Origin of the sequence: Nocardioides cremeus (assembly GCF_030518195.1) — a bacterium.
GTDB lineage: Bacteria > Actinomycetota > Actinomycetes > Propionibacteriales > Nocardioidaceae > Nocardioides > Nocardioides cremeus.
Genome location: NZ_JAULSC010000003.1, coordinates 194,889 through 213,825 on the forward strand (window position 1 = coordinate 194,889; position 18,937 = coordinate 213,825).

Consider the following 18,937-nt stretch of genomic DNA (forward strand, 5'->3'; position numbering starts at 1 on the left):
GACGCCCCCTAGACTTGCCACCCCACCCCCGCCGCCACAGCAAGGAGCCCCATGTCGATCCTCGAGTCCATCTCGGGACCGCGTGACCTCCGCAGCCTCGACGACGCCGAGCTCGAGACGCTGGCCAGCGAGATCCGTGACCTGCTGGTCCGCTCGACCTCGAAGGTCGGCGGCCACCTGGGCCCCAACCTCGGGGTGGTCGAGCTGACCATGGCGATCCATCGGGTCTTCGACTCCCCGCGCGACCGGATCGTCCTCGACACCGGCCACCAGGGCTACGTGCACAAGATGCTCACCGGCCGGGCCGGCGACTTCGACACCCTGCGCCAGGAGGGTGGCCTCTCCGGCTACCCCAGCCAGGCCGAGTCCGAGCACGACATCGTCGAGAACTCCCACGCCTCCACCGCGCTGAGCTACGCCGACGGCCTGGCCAAGGCCTACGCGATCCGCGGCGAGGACCGCCACGTCGTCGGCGTGATCGGCGACGGCGCGCTGACCGGCGGGATGGCCTGGGAGGCCCTCAACAACATCGCGGTCGCCCAGAGCAGCCGCCTGGTCATCGTCGTCAACGACAACGGCCGCTCCTACACCCCGACCGTGGGTGGCCTGGCCACCGCGCTCACCTCGCTGCGCACCGACCCGCGCTACGAGACCCTCCTCGACATGGTCAAGCGCCGCCTCAACGCGGTGCCCGGCGTCGGCACGGCCGCCTACGACGCCCTGCACGCCATGAAGAAGGGGCTCAAGGACGCGCTGGCCCCCCAGGGCCTCTTCGAGGACCTCGGGCTCAAGTACATCGGCCCCGTCGACGGCCACGACCGGGCGGCGATGGAGACGGCGCTGAGCCAGGCCAAGAAGTACGGCGCCCCGGTGATCGTGCACGCCCTGACCCGCAAGGGCTTCGGGTACGACGCCGCGGAGCGCCACGAGGCCGACCAGTTCCACTCCCCGCAGCCCTTCGACATCGAGTCGGGCGAGGAGAAGGCCCGCGGCCGGATCTGGACCGACCACTTCGCCGACGACATGGTCGAGATCGGCCACCGCCGCAAGGACGTCGTGGCGATCACGGCGGCGATGATGCACCCGGTGGGCCTCGACAAGTTCCAGGCGCACTTCCCCGACCGCACCTTCGACGTCGGCATCGCCGAGCAGCACGCCGCGACCTCGGCGGCCGGCCTGGCGATGGGTGGGCTGCACCCGGTCGTCGCGGTCTACGCCACCTTCCTCAACCGGGCCTTCGACCAGGTGCTGATGGACGTCGCGCTGCACCGCTGCGGCGTCACGTTCGTGCTCGACCGCTCGGGGGTCACCGGCGACGACGGCGCCAGCCACAACGGCATGTGGGACATGTCGGTGCTGCAGGTGGTCCCGCGCCTGCGCCTGGCCGCCCCGCGCGACGCCACCCGCCTGCGCGAGCTGCTCGACGAGGCCGTCGCGGTCGACGACGCACCCACCGTGGTGCGCTTCCCCAAGGGCCCGCCGCCGGCCGACATCGAGCCCGTCGACCGCGCCGGCGGCTGCGACGTGCTGGTGCGCACCGGCGCGCGCGACGTGCTGGTCGTGGCGGTCGGCTCGATGGCCACCACCGCCGTCGAGGTCGCCGACCGGCTGGTTGCCCAGGGCATCGGCGTGACCGTCGTCGACCCGCGCTGGGTCAAGCCGGTCGACCCGGCCCTGATCGACCTGGCGCGCGACCACCGCTTGGTCGTCAGCATCGAGGACAACGGCGTGCAGGGCGGCTGTGGCGCGAGCCTGCTGCAGGCGCTCAACGCCGCCGGCGTGACCACCCCGGTGCGCCTGCACGGGGTGCCGCAGGAGTTCCTCGACCACGCCAAGCGCGCGGTCATCCTCGAGCGCATCGGGCTCAGCCCGCAGTCGCTGGCCCGCGGCATCGTCGAGGCGATGTCGACCGGGTCCCCGCTGGAGCACGAGCACAGCGTTGAGCGGCCCGGCTGAGCGCACCGGGGAGGGAGACGCGCTCGAACCCCTGGGGAGGGGACTGCTGGTCCTGCTGACGGCGCTCGCGCTGTCGCTGGTCCTCAGCTCGTGCGCGCTGCTGGCCGGTGACGACGAGCCCGGTGCGCAGCCGACCAGCTCGGCGCAGCCCGCGCCGCGCGAGGTGGTCACGGCCGTGCAGCGCACGCTCGACCTGCGCGCCGCCGGCGTACGCCGCCAGGACCGGGGCCGCTTCGAGCGTGCCCTCACCCCCGGGCCGGCCGAGTTCCGCACCCAGCAGGCGCAGTACTTCCACAACCTGCTGCAGCTGCCGCTGGAGCAGGTCGAGTACCGCTTCGACCCCGCCGACGTGCTGCGCGTCGACGACTCCTACTGGGTGGTGGTCGAGGTGCGCCTGCAGCTGCGCGGGTACGACGACGTGCCGGTCGTGGCTCGCGACCGCTACCTCTTCGAGCCCGGCAACGGGGCCCGGGGGCGCCTGCGCCTCGCGTCGGTGACCGACGCGGCCTGGGAGGAGCGCAACCGGGTGGTGCCGCAGCCCTGGGACCGGGGCCCGGTGCAGGTGCGTGAGGTCGCCGGCGTGCTGGGGGTCTTCGACGACGCCAGCGTCGCCGCGGCCCCGGGGCTGCTCGACGCCACCCGGCGCGCGGTCGCCGAGGTGGGCGCCGTCGTGCCCTTCGAGTGGAGCGGCCGGGTGGTGCTCTACGCCCTGTCGACCACCGCCGCTTTGGCCGCGGTCGCCGACCTGCCGGGCGGTGACGCCGAGTCCCTCGACGCGGTCGCGGTGCCGGTGGCCGCCGACCCGCGCGACCCCGGCTCGCCGCTGGCCTCGACCAGGATCGTGCTGAACCCCCGGGTGCTCGCCGCCGCGGGCGCGGAGGGCACCTCCGCGCAGGGACGCACCCGCGACCGGCTGCTGCGCCACGAGGTCACCCACGTCGCCGTGGGCGCCCGCGACGACGAGGCGCCGGTGTGGCTGGCCGAGGGGATCGCCGAGTGGGTCTCGGTGCGTCCGCTGGCGCCCGAGGACCGGGCGCTGCCCGAGCTCGCCCTGCAGGCCGCGCGGGCCGACCTGGCGGCCGGGCGGGTGCGGATGCCCGACGGTGCGACGTTCAACGCCGACGGGTCCACCGCGCACTACGGCCTGTCGTGGTGGGCCGCGGAGCACCTGGCCGACAGCTTCGGGTCGCAGGTGCTCTGGCAGCTGCTGGAGGCGGGAGGCGACGAGCCGGCCCTCGAACGGCTGGTGGGCCTGGACGAGGACCGGCTCGCTGTGCGTGCCGCGCGCCTGATGGTGGCGACCTACGGCTAGTGGAAGGAGCCGAGGCCCTCGCGCTCGAGGAGCATCGTGAGCCCGCCGTTCCAGAAGGAGAACCCGGCGCCGGTGATCATCGCCAGGTCGAGGTCCTCGGGCCCGGCCACGACACCCTCGTCGAGCATCAGGCGCACCTCCTCGGCCAGACCGGTGAGCACCTGGGTGCGCACCTGCTCCTGGGTGAGCACGACCGGGTCGGTCGGGGTCGCCAGCAGCGCCTCGACCTCGGGGTCCAGGGTGCCGTCGGGCGTGAAGTAGGCGCCCTTGCGTGCCTCGACGACCCGCTCCAGCGCCGGCGAGACGTAGAAGCGGTCGGGGAAGGCCGCCGCCAGCGTCTCGGTGTTGTGCAGCGCGATCGCCGGGCCGACCAGGGCGATCAGCGTGAACGGCGGCATCGGCGCGACGCCGGCGAAGGAGCCGTCGACGGTCTGGATCGGGGTGCCCTGGTCGACGACCCGGCTGACCTCGCTCATGAAGCGGCCCAGCAGCCGGTTGACGATGAAGGACGGGCTGTCCTGCACCAGGATCGTGGTCTTCTTCAGCGCCTTGCCGGTGGCGAAGGCCGTGGCCAGCGTGGCGTCGTCGGTGGCGGTGCCCTGCACGATCTCGAGCAGCGGCATCACCGCGACGGGGTTGAAGAAGTGGAAGCCGACGACCCGCTCGGGGTGCTCGAGGTCGGCGGCCATCTCGGAGATCGACAGCGACGAGGTGTTGGTGGCCAGCACGCAGGTGGGCGAGACGACCTTCTCGACGTCGGCGAAGACGGACTTCTTGACCGACATCTCCTCGAAGACGGCCTCGATGACGAAGTCGGCGTCGCTGAAGACCTCGGCCTTGTCGACGGCACCGGTGACCAGGGCCTTGTGGCGGTTGGCCTTGTCCTGGCCGATCCGGCCCTTGGCCAGCAGCTTGTCGATCTCGGCGTGCACGTAGGCCACGCCCTTGTCGACGCGCTCCTGGTCGAGGTCGGTCAGCACGACCGGGACCTCGAGGCGGCGCACGAAGAGCATCGCCATCTGGCTGGCCATCAGGCCGGCACCGACGATGCCGACCTTGGTGACCGGGCGCGCCAGCGACCGGTCGGGCGCGCCAGCGGGACGCTTGGCGCGCTTCTGCACCAGGTCGAAGGCGTAGAGGCTGGCCAGCAGCTCGGGCGTCTGCGAGAGGTCCTCGAGGGCCTGGTCCTCGGCGGCGAAGCCCTCGTCGCGGCTGGCGCTGCGGGCGGCGGCGATCAGCTCGACCGCGCGCTCGGCGGCCGGGCTGGCGCCACCGGTGCGGGCGCGCACGACGGTCGCGGCGCGCAAGACGGCGGCGTCCCACGCCTCGCCGCGGTCGACCTCGGCACGCTCGACGAGCACCTCGCCGTTGAGCACGTCGGCGGCCCAGAGCAGCGACTGCTCGAGGAAGTCGGCGCCCGAGAAGACCGCGTCGGCCAGGCCCAGCTCGAAGCCCTGCTGCCCGGTGACGGTCCTGCCGTTGTTGAGCGGGTTCTCGAGCACCAGCGTCACCGCCGTGTCGGCACCGACCAGGTTGGGCACCAGGTAGGCGCCGCCCCAGCCGGGCACCAGGCCGAGCATGACCTCGGGCAGGCCGAGGGCCGGCGCGGAGTCCATCACGGTGCGGTAGTCGCAGTGCAGCGCCACCTCGAGGCCGCCGCCCAGGGCGAGGCCGTTGACGAGACCGAAGGAGGTCTTGCCGCCGTCCTGCAGCTTGCGGAAGACGGCGTGGCCCAGCTCGGCCACGACCCGGACGCCGGCGGCGCCGCTGGAGGCGATGCTGGTCAGGTCGGCGCCGGCGGCCAGGATGAACGGCTTGCCGGTCACGCCGATGGCGGTGACCTCGTCGTCGGCCAGCGCCGAGTCGATGGCGGCGTTGAGGGCGATCAGGCCGCGCGGCCCGAAGGTGTTGGGCTTGGTGTGGTCCTCGCCGTTGTCGAGGGTGATCAGGCCCATCACGCCGGCCCCGCGGGGCAGCGTGACCTTGCGCAGGTGAGCCTGGGTGACGCGCTCGGCGTCGGAGCTGATCTCCTCGGCGCGGGCGAGCAGGGTGGTCAGGTCGCTCATCAGGCTGCCTCTCCGGTGTAGTGCGGGTTCTCCCAGATCACGGTGCCGCCCATGCCGATGCCGATGCACATGGTGGTCAGGCCGTAGCGGACCTCGGGGCGCTCCTCGAACTGGCGCGCCAGCTGGGTCATCAGCCGCACGCCGGAGGAGGCCAGCGGGTGGCCCATGGCGATGGCGCCGCCGTAGGGGTTGACCCGGGTGTCGTCGTCGGCGATGCCGAAGTGCTCGAGGAAGGCCAGCACCTGCACGGCGAAGGCCTCGTTGACCTCGAAGGCCTCGATGTCGTCGATCTTCAAGCCGGCCTGCTTGAGCGCCTTCTCGGTCGCCGGGATCGGCCCGGCGCCCATCACCTCGGGCTCGACGCCCATGAAGGAGTAGGCCACCAGGCGCATCCGCACCGGCAGCCCCAGCTCGCGGGCGGTCTCCTCGTCGGCGAGCAGCGCCGCGGTGGCGCCGTCGTTGATGCCCGCGGCGTTGCCGGCGGTCACCTTGCCGTGCGCACGGAAGGGCGTCTTGAGCGAGCCCAGCGACTCCAGCGTGGTGCCCGGTCGCATCGGCTCGTCGCTCAGCGCCAGGCCCCAGCCCTCGTCGGCCGAGCGGGTCGCCACCGGCACGAGGTCCTGCTGGATCGTGCCGGCGTCGTACGCCGCCGCGGTCTTCTGCTGCGAGCGCACGGCGTAGGCGTCCACGCGCTCCTTGGTGATCGAGGGGTAGCGGTCGTGCAGGTTCTCGGCGGTCTTGCCCATCACCAGCGCGTCGGGGTCGACCACGCGCTCGGAGATGATCCGCGGGTTGGGGTCGACGCCCTCGCCCATCGGGTGGCGGCCCATGTGCTCGACGCCGCCGGCGATGGCCACGTCGTAGGAGCCGAAGGCGATGCCGGAGGCGGTGGTGGTCACCGCGGTCATCGCGCCGGCGCACATGCGGTCGATGGCGAAGCCGGGCACGCTCTGCGGCAGGCCCGAGAGCAGCGCGGCGGTGCGGCCGATGGTCAGGCCCTGGTCGCCGATCTGGGTCGTGGCCGCGACCGCGACCTCGTCGACGCGCTCGGGAGGCAGCGAGGGGTTGCGGCGCATCAGCTCGCGGATGCACTTGATGACGAGGTCGTCGGCCCGCGTCTCGGCGTACTGTCCCTTGGCCTTGCCGAAGGGGGTGCGCACGCCGTCGACGAAGACGACCTCTCGTAGCTGTCGGGGCACCGGTTCTCCTGGGTGTCGCTGTGATGTGACGTGTGGGGTGGCGAGTTGCCGACGCTAGGTTACCCCTGGGTAACCAGTCGGGCCCGGACGCCCCGTCCCGCGTGGACCGGCAGGGAATATCGTGGTCACGGACCCGGTCCGCCCCGCGCCCGCCCCCACCACCCGAGGAGACCCGTGAGCGACACCCGCCTGGTGCACATCGTCGACGAGGTGGCCGAGGTCGACGCCTCCGAGGAGTCCGCGCTGACGATGGTCGTGGTGCTCGACGGCTTCCTCGACGCCGGCAACGTCGCCGCCCGCGCCGCCCAGCACCTCGTCGACGTCGCCGGCACCGACGACGGCACCGGCCGCGTGGTGGCGACCTTCGACGTCGACCGGCTGCACGACTACCGGGCCCGCCGGCCCCCGATCTCGTTCGTGGTCGACCGCTACGACTCCTACGACGCCCCGCGCCTGGTGGTGCGGCTGCTGCGCGACAGCGGCGGCACGCCCTACCTGCTGCTCAACGGAGCCGAGCCCGACAACCGCTGGGAGGGGTTCTGCCGCGCGGTGCGCGAGGTCGTCGAGCGCTTCGGCGTGACCCGCGTGATCAGCATGGGATCGGTGCCGATGGCGGTGCCGCACACGCGCCCCACCGCGGTGACCCACCACGCCAACAGCCCCGAGCTGCTGCTGGGCGCCAGCCCGTGGCGCGGCGAGCTGCGCGTGCCCAGCAGCGCGCAGGCGCTGCTCGAGGTGCGCCTGGGGGAGTGGGGCCACGCCGCACAGGGCTTCGTCGCCCACGTCCCGCACTACCTGGCCCAGCTCGAGTACCCGCAGGCCGCCGCGGTGCTGCTCGAGCAGGTCGAGCTCGCCGGGCGCCTGACCGTCGACCTCTCGGGGCTGCGCGCCGAGGCCGAGGACCGCGAGGCCGAGATCACCAGCTACCTCGAGGCCAACGAGGAGGTCGGCGACGTGGTCGCCGCCCTCGAGCGCCAGTACGACGCCTTCGAGCGCGCCGAGGAGTCGGGCGACAACCTGCTCGCCCGCGACCAGCCGCTGCCCACCGGGGAGCAGCTGGGCCAGGAGTTCGAGCAGTTCCTGGCGCAGCTGGAGGACCGCGACCCGCGCCCCGACGACGAGGATCCCGCCTGAGATGCCCCGCACCACCGCCGAGCTGCTCGCGCTGCTCGACCTCGAGACCATCGACGACAACCTCTTCCGCGGCGCCCAGCAGGAGTCGGTGCTGCCGCGCGTCTTCGGCGGCCAGGTGGCCGCGCAGGCGCTGGTCGCCGCCGACCGCACCGTCGACGACTCCTACGTCGTGCACTCGCTGCACTCCTACTTCCTGCAGCCCGGCGACACCACCGCCCCGATCGTGTACGACGTCGAGCGGCTTCGCGACGGCCGCTCCTTCGCGACCAGGCGGGTGCTGGCGCGCCAGCACGGCCGGCCGATCTACGTGATGACCGTCGACCTGCAGCGACCCGAGGAGGGTTACGAGCACCAGGACCGGGTGCCCCAGGTGCCCGGGCCGGAGGAGTCGCTCGACATCAACGCCCAGATCCGCGGCGCGGACGGGTCGTTCACCGAGTGGGACGTGCTCGACTTCCGCTACGTCGGGTCCTCCCACGACCTGCTGGCCCCCGACGAGGACCGGCCGGGGCGCCAGCAGACGTGGCTGCGGGTCAACGAGCCGCTGCCCGCCGACCCGCTGCTGCACGCCGCGGCCTTCACCTACGCCTCCGACGCCACGATCATGGGCGCGGCGCTCTCGCCGCAGGGCATCTCGATCGGCACCCGTGAGGTGATGGTGGCCTCGCTCGACCACTCGATCTGGTTCCACCGGCCCTTCCGCGCCGACGACTGGTGGCTCTTCGACCAGCAGTCGCCGGTCGCCACTGGTGGTCGCGGGCTCGTCAACGCCCGGATCTTCGACCGCGACGGCCTGCTGGTGGCCTCGGTGAGCCAGGAGGCCCTGATCCGCAGGATGCGCCAGGAGGGTGGGCAGTGAGCGAGCAGTCCGCCCTCGAGGAGCTGATGGGGCTCTTCGACCTCGAGACCATCGACGCCGACCTCTACCGCGGCCGGCCGGTGCGCACCACCCGCACCCGGGTCTTCGGCGGCCAGGTCGCGGCGCAGGCGCTGTGCGCGGGCATCCGCACCGTCGACCCGGCGTACACCGTGCACTCGATGCACTCCTACTTCCTGCTGCCCGGCGACCCGCAGGTGCCGATCGTCTACGACGTGGAGCGGATCCGCGACGGGCGCTCCTTCCTGACCCGCCGGGTCGCGGCGCGCCAGCACGGTCGGCCGATCTACTATCTCACCGCCAACTTCCAGGTGCCCGAGGACGGGCTCGAGCACCAGGACGCGATGCCGGAGGTCGTGGCGCCCGAGGACGCGGTCGACATGGTGGAGATGATGCGTCGCGGCGGCACGCCCGAGGCCGACGCCCTGGCCAAGGAGTGGGCCGCGCTGGGCGCGCGCTGGATCGGCGACTCGCGGCGCGGCCTGACCGAGGACCCGGCGCACCCCTCGCGCTCGCGGCTGTGGCTGCGGGTCGAGGGCGACCTGGGCGACGACCCGACCGCGCACCTGGCGGCCTTCACCTACGCCAGCGACATCAGCCTGCTGGGGGCCACTCTGGCGGCGCACCCCGTCGGCTCGGAGCAGACCCAGATGGCCTCGCTCGACCACACGATCTGGTTCCACCAGCCCTTCCGCGCCGACGAGTGGTGGCTCTACGACCAGGTCTCGCCGGCGGCGCGCGGTGGGCGGGGGCTGGCCATCGGCCGGGTCTTCACCCAGGACGGCTCGCTGGTCGCCACGGTCGCGCAGGAGGGCCTGATCCGGCCCCGGCGTTAGCATTACAACGTTGTGATTCGTGACAGACACGCCGACACCTGGTTACTTTTGTGACCAATGTGGCGGTTGATCGCTCCTGAGGAGCGTGTGACCGGACCGCCCCCCGCCCCCGAGGGACCCCCGATCATGCGCCTGCCCCTGCTGTCGACCCTGCTCGCGCCCTGTCTCGGCGCCGCCGTGGTGGCCCTCGCGCTCCCCGCGCACGCCGCCCCCAGCACCGACTACGAGATGCCCTTCCCCTGCGGACAGGACTGGACCGGCACCACCCGCGGCAACCACAGCCCGAGCACCAAGGCGATCGACTGGAACCGTGCCGACGACGCCGGCGACCCGGTGGCGGCCTCGGCGCCCGGCACCGTCACCACGGCCAACGCCACGAGCTCCAGCGGCTACGGCCACTACGTGGTGATCGACCACGGAGCGGGGGAGTCGACGCTCTACGCCCACCTCGACGCCGTGACGGTCGTCGTGGGCCAGCGGGTCGACCAGGCGGCCCAGATCGGCACGGTCGGCTCGACCGGCAACTCCACCGGCGCGCACGTGCACTACGAGCAGCGGCTCTCGGGCTCGGTGCAGAGCGCCTGGTTCGCCGGCGCGCCGTTCGCCTACGGCTCGACCCAGCGCTCCACCAACTGCGTCGACGTGCCCCTGGCGGCCAACATGATCGGCAAGGCACCCGCCGAGCTCGTCGTCTACCGGCGCGAGTCCCGCTCGCAGTTCCAGGTGCTGCGCCCGGGCCGGACCCCCAAGGTGCGCCGCTTCGGCACCGCCACCGACGAGCCGGTGCTGGGCGACTGGGACGGCAACGGCGTCGCCAACATCGGTGTCTTCAGCCCCGGCAGCGCCACCTTCGCGCTCAAGGTCGGCAGCGGGCGCACCCGCGTCGCGTTCGGGGCGAGCGGCGACCAGCCGGTGGCCGGCGACTGGGACGGCGACGGCCTCTGGGAGGTCGGCGTACGCCGCCCGGCCGAGGCGACCTTCCACCTGCGCGCCGCCGACGGGTCGGTGAGCAGCGTGCTGCTCGGTGACGCCTCCGACCTGCCGGTCGCCGGCGACTGGGACGGCGACGGCCGCACCGACGTCGGCGTCTTCGACCAGTCGACCGCGACCTTCACGCTGCGCCGCGTCGACGCCGAGGGGCTGGTGTGGACCGCCGAGGTGCAGTTCGGGGAGCCGGGCGACCTGCCGGTCACCGGCGACTGGGACGGCAACCTGGTCACCGACGTCGGGGTCTGGGACCCCGCGACGGCGACCTTCTCCGAGCGCCAGGCGCTGCGGCCGACCGCCGCGCGCTCGACCACGCAGAGCACCGTCTTCGGCCGGCCCCGCTGATCAGCCCCCGGTGGCCGGCCGGCTGAGGCCGGCCAGGTGCGGGGCGCCGGAGCGGGGGTCGCTGAGCGAGAACGCGTAGCCGTCGTCGGTGGGACGCGAGCCGAAGGCCACCCGCCCGGGCAGCAGGATCGGCTTCTTGAAGGCGACCTCGACGGTGACCGCCTCGGGCAGCCGGTTCTCCAGGGCGGCCACGCAGCGCGCCAGGCTCCACATGCCGTGCGCGATCTGGCGCGGGAAGCCCAGCGCCTTCGCGGTCAGCGGGTAGAGGTGGATCGGGTTGTGGTCGCCCGACACCGCCGCGTAGCGGCGGCCCAGGTCGCCGGGCAGCGACCAGGTGGCGCCGGTGGCGGGCGCGTCGGGGAAGACGGTGCCCTCCGGGGCCGCGGCGTCGCCACGGCCGCGGCGCAGGTAGGCCGAGGAGCTCTCCCAGACCAGCTCGCCGTCGCCGTCGCGGACCTCGGTGACGAAGTCGAAGACGGTGCCCTTGGCGTGCGGGCGCGAGGGGCCGACGTGTGCCGAGACGCCGACTTGCTCACCGATCACCACGTGGCGGTGCCGGGTCACGGTGTTGGCCACGTGCACGGTGCCGATGGCCGGGGCCGGGAAGGCGGAGTCGGTCATCATCGCCATGTGCAGGCCGAAGGCCAGCATGTGCGGGTAGGTCAGCGGGGCGACGTCCTTGCGCGGGAAGCCGCACAGGTCGCCGTACGCCTCGACGTGGGCGCGCTCGACGGTCACCGGGGGCCGGGTGACCGCGAGGCCCTCGAAGCCCTCGGGGCGCGCCTTGCGCACGCCGGGCAGGCTGCCGACGACGGGCAGGCTCGGCAGGGCGGCGCGCAGCAGGGTGCCGACGCCGGTGCTGCCGTCGTGGGTGCGGGCGGCGCGCTCGACGATGGGGCCGGCCACGTCAGGCGCCCAGCATCATCTGGCCGCAGACCCGCACGACGTTGCCGTTGACGGCCGTCGAGCCGGGGGAGGCGTACCAGGCGATCGTCTCGGCGACGTCGACCGGCAGGCCGCCCTGGGCCATCGCGTTGAGCCGCTGGCCGACCTCGCGGGTCGCGAACGGCACGGCGGCGGTCATCTGGGTGACGATGAAGCCGGGGGCCACGGCGTTGACGGTGATCCCGTCGCGCAGCTCGTCCTTGAGGGAGTCGACCAGGCCGATGACGCCGGCCTTGGAGGTGGCGTAGTTGGTCTGGCCCACGTTGCCGGCGATGCCGGCGATGGAGGCGACGCCGATGATCGAGCCGCCGGCGTTGACGACGCCCTGGTCGAGCAGCTCGCGGCTGATCCGTTCCGGGGCGGTGAGGTTGACCGCGACCACCGAGTCCCAGCGGTCCTCGCCCATGTTGGCCAGCTTCTTGTCGCGGGTGATGCCAGCGTTGTGCACCACGACGTCGACGCCGCCGTGCTTCTCGGCCAGGTGGTGGGCGATGCGCTGCGGGGCGTCCTTGCCGGTGATGTCGAGGGTCAGCCAGTCGCCGTCGAGCTCCTTCATCAGCGACTGCAGCTCGCTGGCGGCCTGCGGCACGTCGACGCCGACGACGGTGGCGCCGTCGCGGTGCAGCACACGGGCGATCTGCTCGCCGATGCCGCGGCTGGCGCCGGTGACCAGGGCGACCTTGCCGTCGAGGGGGCGCAGCTGGTCGGCGACCGGGGTGGCCTCGGTGGTGCCGGTGGCGCCGATGCGCACGACCTGGCCCGAGACGTACGCGGACTTGGGGGAGAGCAGGAAGCCCAGGGTGCTGGTGGTCGCGGCCTCGGCGCCCTCGGCGACGTAGACGAGCTGCACGGTGCCGCCGCGGCCGATCTCCTTGCCCAGGCTGCGGGTGAAGCCCTCCAGGGCGCGCTGGGCGACCCGCTCGGCGCCGGAGACCTGCTCCGGCGGGGTGCCGAGCACCACGACGCGCGGGCAGGTGGCCAGGCGGCGCATCAGGGGGGTGAAGAAGTCGCGCAGGGCGACGAGCTGGTCGGCCGAGGTCAGGCCGGTGGCGTCGAAGACCAGGCCCTTGTACGACGTGGCGTCGTCGGGCGTCTCCGTGCTGGCGATGCCGAGGGTGTCGAGCAGGCCGGCCAGCGACTCGGCCAGGCGGCCGGTGCCGCCGGTGACGATCGTGCCGTCGACCAGCGGGGCGCCGGGGGTGTAGCGCTCGAGCGGCATCGGGGCGGGCAGGCCGAGGTTCTTGACCAGCAGCTTGCCGATCGGCGACTGGCTGAAGCTCTGGTACTTGTCGCTCATGCGGGTCCGTCCTCCGTGAAGTCCTTGGGGCCTGGGCTAGCACCAGGTGGCACTACCGGGCATGTAACTAGATGTGTAACTCCGAGTCCACTTTTCGTGACGTGCCCCTCACACCCTTCTCTGTGGGGGCACGCGCGCGCAAGGATGTGCCCATGGCTACCTCTCCTCGTCGCGTCGCCGTCATCGGCGGCAACCGCACCCCCTTCGCCCGGTCCAACTCCGCCTACGCGGACGTGTCGAACCAGGACCTGCTCACCGCCGCGATCGACGGCCTCGTCTCCCGCTACGGCCTTGAGGGCGAGCGGCTCGGCGAGGTCGTGGCCGGTGCGGTGCTCAAGCACTCGCGTGACTTCAACCTGGCCCGCGAGGCGGTGCTGGGCTCGACGCTGGCGCCCGAGACCCCCGCCACCGACATCCAGGAGGCCTGCGGCACCGGCCTGCAGGCCGCCATCCAGGTCGCCAACAAGATCGCCCTGGGCCAGATCGAGGCCGGCATCGCCGGCGGCACCGACACCACCTCCGACGCCCCCGTCGCGATCAGCGACAAGCTGCGCAAGAAGCTGATGAAGGTCAACGCCGCGCGCGACACCAAGTCGCGCCTGGCCGCCCTGGGCTCGATCCGTCCCGGCGACATCGGGCTCGACCTGCCCAAGAACGGCGAGCCGCGCACCGGCCTGTCGATGGGCGACCACGCCGCGCTGACCGCGCTGGAGTGGCAGATCACCCGCGAGGCGCAGGACGAGCTGGCGGCCGCGTCGCACCAGCACCTGGCGGCGGCGTACGACAGCGGCTTCCAGGACGACCTGGTGACCCCGTTCCGCGGGCTCGAGCGCGACAACAACCTGCGCGCCGACTCCTCGAGCGAGAAGCTCGCCAAGCTCAAGCCGGTCTTCGGCAAGGGCGAGGCGGCCACGATGACCGCCGGCAACTCCACGCCGCTGACCGACGGCGCCTCGGTGGTGCTGCTGGCCACCCAGGAGTGGGCCGAGGAGCACGGGCTCGAGGTGCGGGCGTTCTTCGTCGACTCCGAGACCGCTGCGGTCGACTACGTGCACGGTGGCGAGGGCCTGCTGATGGCGCCGGCGTACGCCGTGCCGCGGATGCTGGAGCGCAACGACCTGAGCCTGCAGGACTTCGACTTCTACGAGATCCACGAGGCGTTCGCCTCGCAGGTGCTCTCGACGCTCAAGGCGTGGGAGGACCCGGTGTTCTGCAAGGAGCGCCTGGGTCTCGACGCCCCGCTGGGCTCGATCGACCGCGACAAGCTCAACGTCAACGGCTCGTCGCTGGCCGCCGGTCACCCGTTCGCGGCCACCGGTGGGCGGATCATCGCCAACCTGGCCAAGCTGCTGCACCAGAAGGGCTCGGGCCGCGGCCTGATCAGCGTCTGCGCCGCCGGCGGCCAGGGCGTCACCGCGATCCTCGAGGCGCCCTGACCCTCACCTGAGCGTGGCGAGCGCGAGCGCCGAGGCGACGAGGTACTCGCGCACCTGCTGCGGCGAGATCTCTCCGACCGTGGGCACGCCCGGGGCGGCCTCCTTGACCAGGATGCCGACCCGGGCGAGCTGCAGCGCCCCGAGGCCGCTGGCGTAGAGCGTGTTGGCCAGCAGCGTGGGGTCGGGGACGGTGAAGTCGCCGGCCTCGACGCCGTCCTCGAGCGCGGCCGACAGGATCGACAGCGCGCCGGAGATGGCGCGGCCGAGGCGGAAGAGGGCGCTCTCGGAGATCTCGTCGAGCAGCTCGGGCCCGGAACGGCGCATCAGCGCCTGGGCGCAGTCGACGAACGCCGGGTGGGCCAGGGAGTAGTCGACGAAGGCGCCCACGATGTCGGCCAGCCGGTCCCTCGGGGCGCCCGAGGAGGTCGAGGCCTGCTCGAGGTCGACCCGCAGCTCGTCGAGGTAGCCGACGAGCGTGAGTGCGAAGAGCTCCTCCTTGCCGGTGAAGTGCCGGTAGACGATGGCCCGGTTGATGCCCACGGCCCGGGCGATGTCCTCGATCTGGGCGTCGCGCACCCCGCGCTCGTCGAAGAGCGCGCGGGTCGCGGCCAGGATCTCCGCCTCACGGGCGCGGCGACGGGCGGCCGCCGCCGACCTGCGGCCGTCGGGCTCGGGCGTGCGGGTGCTCATGAGGGGAGTGTACGACTCGTGCAACTCGGAGTTGCACGAGTGTGACGGGCTCCGCAGGGGTCAGCCAGGTGAGTAGGTGCCGATGCCGGGGACGACGACGAGTCGTTGGTCCTGGGGTCCGGTCCAGGTGTAGTGGCCGTGGTCCATCCGTCGGTAGCGCCACTGCTTGGTGGGGTCGGTGGTGGTCTTGGCCCGGTGATGTCGTCTGCAGAGTGGGGCGAGGTTGCCGGGATGTGTCTGCCCGGGTGGTCCGCCGTGGGCGGGGTCGATCCAGGTGCTGATGTGGTCGAGGTCGCAGCGCCTGGCGGGGCGGCGGCAGTCGGGGAAGACGCAGTGCTGGTCACGCGCGATGACCAGCTCGCGCATCCACTCCGGCGGGTCGTGGGCATCGATCGGGTCGCCGCGGTCGGGGTCGAGGACCGGCGTCACCGTGACGCGGGAGCCGGTGAGCCAGTCACGGATCAGGGCACTGGTCGCGGGGCCGAGGTCCTCCACCCGCCCCAACGGGGCGATGTCGCCCTCGGGGGTCGCGGTCAGGTGAACGTAGGCCTTGTAGGGCCGGCTCGGTGCGGGTGTGTCGCCGTGGGCGCGGGCCCGGTCGACGATGACCTGCAAGGCCAGCACCCGGCGCCGGGCCAGGGACAGGTCGGGGTGGGTGGCCAGCAGGTCGTGAGCGATACGCCCCACCAGGTCCTGCAGGTCGGCCAGGGTGGCGGTGTCGCCGGTGATCTGCATCCACGAGGTCCCCAACCAGCGCCCGTCGCGCGCCCCGGCATGGGTCAGCGTCACGTCCCACGACTCCCGCGCGGCCTCTTCGGCCTCTTGATGGGCGTCGGTGTCGTAGCGGGCCCGGGCGGTCTCGACGAGCCGGGCCAGCACCACCGCCCCGACCCGGTGCGCCCGGCCGGCGATCTCAGCATCGACATAGGCGGCCGCGTCGGGTGAGAGGCCGCTGGTGGCTTGGGCGATGCTGCGGGCGCGCCACACCGGCACCTCGAGGGCCTCCACGCGGGCCATCACCCGCGGCAGCCGGTGCGCCAGCTCCAGTGCATCGGCCATCAGCGTCAGGGCGGCGGTGGTGGAGATCTCCATCGCCGCGGCCAACGGTTCGGCCGAGAACGCCGCGACCATCGGACGCCCGTCACCACCGATCTTCTCCGGGCAGTCCAGGTCGCCACCGACCTCCCCGAACCCCGCCGCCCACTTGGGATCGTCGACGGTGTTGGTCTCGCACCAGCGAATCGTCGCGTGCAGCACCGCCAACGCCGCCGCGGCCTCACGGGCCTTGGCCTGCTCGGCGAACCACAGCACCGAGTCCCGGTCCAGGTCATCGACCCGCACCGGACCACCCGCGAGGTCCGTCTCGATCAGCATTCCTCTACTCAAGCACCAGCCACCGACAGTGCCGTCGCACCCAGGCTGACCTGCGGCGATGCGCTTCAAGGTGCTGCTTGCCGGTATGCCTGCAGCTGACGTGCTCATGGCGGTGGGAGCACCATCCGGCCGCGTTCAGTCGTCGGCCGACGCGCGGGCCGCTGTCACGAGGCGCGCGATGGTCCTGTCTGCGTCTTGAGGCGGGCCGCCAGAGCCCACAGCGTGGCCGCGCCAGCAAGCATGGGCCAGAACAAGTAGGTGGCTGTGCCGAGCTCGGGTGACCCTTCCCAGCTCTCGATGAACCTCAGGGCTCCGACGGTTGCCGCCGCCACGAGAACGGAAATGGCCAGGGACTGGAGCAGCGAGGCCACGAGGTCGAGCTGTGCCTGCTCCCGATCACTCGCAGAGGGCATTTCGGTCGTCGTGTCGACAGTATGGGTTGTGTTGGAACAGGTGGACGCACATCGAGTGGGACGCACTACGTGCCGCCGTCCGCTCGAGCGAGTGGGTCGCTACGTTTGCGCAGTGTCGGCCCAGGAGCGTGTCCTCGTCAGCCATCAGGATGCTGAGTGGCTACCCGCTCACGGTCGTGCCGACGTCGTGCTGGCTGGAGAGCCGGACGTCGCTCCCGTCCCGGTATGCCTGGTCCGTGTCCTGGTGACCCGTGGAGACAACGTCTTGGTGGAGGCTCGGCCGGACGGTCGAGGGCTCGACATCCCCACGGGTGCGGTCCGGGATGGAACATGGGAGGAAGCGCTGGAAGATCTGCTGCGCCGGACAGTGCCCGACGGCTGCCGCCAGGCTCGGTTGCTCGGGTATGTGCGCAACGCTGTGCCCGGAGCGCCCGAGGGCTATCCATGGCCCACACCGCACGCCCACTTCGTGGTCTGGCACTGCCGGTTGCCTGCAGACCGAGATGCACCTGGGGCATGGCTCGACGCGGTCCAGGCCGAGGCGGAGCTGCGTGAACGCCACTGGTGGCCGCTGGCTGCGCATGCAGAACGGGCGCAGCCGTAGAGCGCGCATGCTCCCTTGCCAGGTGAAGCGACCGACGGGCCTGCCGCGCGGAAGTGTGGAGCCCCGGATGAACCAGGTTCATCCATGCCTCCACACTTCCGGCCTCGCCCCCTGCGCCCCCTGCACCGCACACCTCGCACGGCTCGACCGGCCGAAGAAGCCCGGTGCTAACTTCGGCCAATGGCAAAGACGGCAGAGGGTCCTGCGGCCGAGACGCGTCGGGTGGAGCCGGGGGCCTGGGCCTCGCGGATGGCGGCGCTGGGCCCGGGGATCCTGATGGCCTCGGCGGCCATCGGCGGCTCCCACCTGATTTCCTCGACGCAGGCCGGCGCGCGGTTCGGCTGGCAGCTGGCCTTCGTCATTGTCCTGGCGAACCTGCTGAAGTACCCGTTCTTCCGGTTCGGCCCGCAGTACACCGTGGAGAGCGGGCGGTCGCTGGTCGAGGGCTACGCCCGCAAGGGCCGTGGCTACCTGTGGGTCTTCTTCGTGCTGGCCACCGTGAGCTCGGTGATCTCGACCGCCGGGGTCGGGCTGCTGGGCGCGGTGATCCTCGGGTTCATGCTCCCGGACAGCTGGGCCCCCGGCATCCCCGCGCTGGCCACGGCGATGATGGCCTCGGCCTGGGTGCTGCTGGTCGCCGGTCACTACCGCGCCCTCGACGCGGTCACCAAGGTCATCATCGTGACGCTGACCCTGGCCACGATCACCGCGACGTTCATGGCGGCCTCGGCCGGCTCCGAGCAGGTCGCCGGGTTCGTCGAGCCGACCCCGTGGACGTGGGCGACGCTGCCGTTCCTGGTGGCGCTGATGGGCTGGATGCCCGCACCGATCGAGATCAGCGCGCTGAACTCGCTGTGGATCCAGGCCAAGCAGAAGCTGCACCCCAGCCGCGCCAAGGACGTCCTCTTCGACTTCAACGTCGGCTACGCCACCTCGGCCGTGCTCGCCCTGTTCTTCCTCTCCCTCGGCGCCCTGGTGCAGTACGGCTCCGGGGTGCAGGTCGCCACCGCGGGCGGCGCCTACGTCGACCAGCTGCTGCAGATGTACGGCACGGCCATCGGCCAGTGGGCGGTGCCGCTGATGGCGGTGATCGCGTTCGCCTGCATGTACGGCACGGTCATCACCGTCATCGACGGCTACGCCCGCGCCTGCGCCGAGTCGCTGCGCCTGTTGCGCCGCGAGCCCGAGTTCAGCCGCCGCTCGCTCAACCTGTGGCTCAGCGGCATCACCGGCGTGGGGCTGGTCATCATCGTCGCGATGAGCGCCTCGCTGGCCACCATGCTCACCTTCGCCATGATCAGCGCCTTCCTCACCGCCCCGGTCTTCGCGTGGCTCAACTTCAGCCTGGTCCGCGGCGAGGGCTCGCTCAGCCCCGGGCTGCGCTACCTCTCGTACGCCGGCCTGGTCTACCTCGCGGGCTTCGCCGGGCTGTTCCTCCTCGACTTCGGCGGCCTTCTCGGCTGAGC

Annotated in this window: 14 protein-coding genes; 8 read left to right on the forward strand and 6 right to left on the reverse strand. The window is 72.4% G+C overall.

Annotation, left to right across the window (positions count from 1 at the left end; all coding sequences use genetic code 11):
- Positions 1-51: 51 nt before the first annotated feature.
- Both dxs and QWJ41_RS05260 read left to right on the forward strand, forming a co-directional pair.
- Positions 52-1,956, forward strand: coding sequence for a 1-deoxy-D-xylulose-5-phosphate synthase (gene dxs / locus QWJ41_RS05255; protein ID WP_302706202.1), 1,905 nt, complete (start codon positions 52-54; stop codon positions 1,954-1,956).
- A complete protein-coding gene (locus QWJ41_RS05260; protein WP_302706204.1) occupies positions 1,940-3,268 on the forward strand; it encodes a hypothetical protein in 1,329 nt (442 codons plus the stop codon). The genes dxs and QWJ41_RS05260 overlap by 17 nt, the downstream gene beginning before the upstream one ends.
- Here QWJ41_RS05260 and QWJ41_RS05265 read toward each other — a convergent pair.
- Complete coding sequence (locus tag QWJ41_RS05265) at positions 3,265-5,334, reverse strand: 3-hydroxyacyl-CoA dehydrogenase NAD-binding domain-containing protein (protein WP_302706205.1); 2,070 nt, start codon at positions 5,332-5,334, stop codon at positions 3,265-3,267. The two genes, QWJ41_RS05260 and QWJ41_RS05265, sit on opposite strands and share 4 nt — an antisense overlap.
- Entirely contained in the window at positions 5,334-6,533 is a 1,200-nt protein-coding gene (locus tag QWJ41_RS05270) for a thiolase family protein (RefSeq protein WP_302706206.1), read from the reverse strand. The genes QWJ41_RS05265 and QWJ41_RS05270 overlap by 1 nt, the downstream gene beginning before the upstream one ends.
- Positions 6,534-6,707: 174 nt before the next feature.
- On the opposite strand from QWJ41_RS05270, the gene QWJ41_RS05275 reads away from it, so the two are divergent.
- From QWJ41_RS05275 to QWJ41_RS05290, 4 genes are all read left to right on the forward strand, one after another.
- A complete protein-coding gene (locus tag QWJ41_RS05275) occupies positions 6,708-7,667 on the forward strand; it encodes a proteasome assembly chaperone family protein (RefSeq protein ID WP_302706208.1) in 960 nt (319 codons plus the stop codon).
- Between the two features lies 1 nt (position 7,668).
- Positions 7,669-8,526, forward strand: a complete 858-nt coding sequence (locus tag QWJ41_RS05280; RefSeq protein ID WP_302706210.1) for an acyl-CoA thioesterase — start codon at positions 7,669-7,671, stop codon at positions 8,524-8,526.
- Positions 8,527-8,552: 26 nt separating this feature from the next.
- Entirely contained in the window at positions 8,553-9,380 is an 828-nt protein-coding gene (locus QWJ41_RS05285) for an acyl-CoA thioesterase (RefSeq protein WP_302706360.1), read from the forward strand.
- Between the two features lie 87 nt (positions 9,381-9,467).
- Complete coding sequence (locus QWJ41_RS05290; RefSeq protein ID WP_302706212.1) at positions 9,468-10,712, forward strand: peptidoglycan DD-metalloendopeptidase family protein; 1,245 nt, start codon at positions 9,468-9,470, stop codon at positions 10,710-10,712.
- On the opposite strand, the gene QWJ41_RS05295 is transcribed toward QWJ41_RS05290, so the two are convergent.
- Together QWJ41_RS05295 and QWJ41_RS05300 are read right to left on the reverse strand one after the other, a co-directional pair.
- Positions 10,713-11,618: a MaoC/PaaZ C-terminal domain-containing protein gene (locus tag QWJ41_RS05295; RefSeq protein WP_302706213.1), complete on the reverse strand. Its 906-nt coding sequence runs from the start codon at positions 11,616-11,618 to the stop codon at positions 10,713-10,715.
- A gap of 1 nt (position 11,619) precedes the next feature.
- Entirely contained in the window at positions 11,620-12,954 is a 1,335-nt protein-coding gene (locus QWJ41_RS05300) for a 3-oxoacyl-ACP reductase (RefSeq protein ID WP_302706215.1), read from the reverse strand.
- A 152-nt stretch (positions 12,955-13,106) separates the two neighbouring features.
- Here QWJ41_RS05300 and QWJ41_RS05305 point away from each other — a divergent pair, with 152 nt between their 5' ends.
- Complete coding sequence (locus QWJ41_RS05305) at positions 13,107-14,390, forward strand: acetyl-CoA C-acetyltransferase (protein ID WP_302706217.1); 1,284 nt, start codon at positions 13,107-13,109, stop codon at positions 14,388-14,390.
- A gap of 3 nt (positions 14,391-14,393) precedes the next feature.
- On the opposite strand, the gene QWJ41_RS05310 is transcribed toward QWJ41_RS05305, so the two are convergent.
- Positions 14,394-15,080: a TetR/AcrR family transcriptional regulator gene (locus tag QWJ41_RS05310; protein WP_302706219.1), complete on the reverse strand. Its 687-nt coding sequence runs from the start codon at positions 15,078-15,080 to the stop codon at positions 14,394-14,396.
- A gap of 60 nt (positions 15,081-15,140) precedes the next feature.
- Positions 15,141-16,454, reverse strand: coding sequence for an HNH endonuclease signature motif containing protein (locus QWJ41_RS05315; RefSeq protein ID WP_302706221.1), 1,314 nt, complete (start codon positions 16,452-16,454; stop codon positions 15,141-15,143).
- Between the two features lie 1,197 nt (positions 16,455-17,651).
- Between QWJ41_RS05315 and QWJ41_RS05320 the strand changes: the two genes are divergently transcribed.
- Positions 17,652-18,935 (forward strand): NRAMP family divalent metal transporter, encoded by a 1,284-nt coding sequence (locus QWJ41_RS05320; protein ID WP_302706223.1) that lies wholly within the window; start codon positions 17,652-17,654, stop codon positions 18,933-18,935.
- Positions 18,936-18,937: the final 2 nt, after the last annotated feature.

Excerpts from the sequence above, each read along its gene's own strand:
- QWJ41_RS05265 (WP_302706205.1), bottom strand. The coding sequence starts at position 5,334 with ATGAGCGACCTGACCACCCTGCTCGCCCGCGCCGAGGAGATCAGCTCC.
- QWJ41_RS05315 (WP_302706221.1), bottom strand. The coding sequence starts at position 16,454 with ATGCTGATCGAGACGGACCTCGCGGGTGGTCCGGTGCGGGTCGATGAC.
- QWJ41_RS05285 (WP_302706360.1), top strand. The coding sequence starts at position 8,553 with ATGGGGCTCTTCGACCTCGAGACCATCGACGCCGACCTCTACCGCGGC.
- QWJ41_RS05320 (WP_302706223.1), top strand. The coding sequence starts at position 17,652 with ATGGCAAAGACGGCAGAGGGTCCTGCGGCCGAGACGCGTCGGGTGGAG.
- QWJ41_RS05280 (WP_302706210.1), top strand. The coding sequence starts at position 7,669 with ATGCCCCGCACCACCGCCGAGCTGCTCGCGCTGCTCGACCTCGAGACC.
- QWJ41_RS05300 (WP_302706215.1), bottom strand. The coding sequence starts at position 12,954 with ATGAGCGACAAGTACCAGAGCTTCAGCCAGTCGCCGATCGGCAAGCTG.
- QWJ41_RS05305 (WP_302706217.1), top strand. The coding sequence starts at position 13,107 with ATGGCTACCTCTCCTCGTCGCGTCGCCGTCATCGGCGGCAACCGCACC.
- QWJ41_RS05310 (WP_302706219.1), bottom strand. The coding sequence starts at position 15,080 with ATGAGCACCCGCACGCCCGAGCCCGACGGCCGCAGGTCGGCGGCGGCC.
- dxs (WP_302706202.1), top strand. The coding sequence starts at position 52 with ATGTCGATCCTCGAGTCCATCTCGGGACCGCGTGACCTCCGCAGCCTC.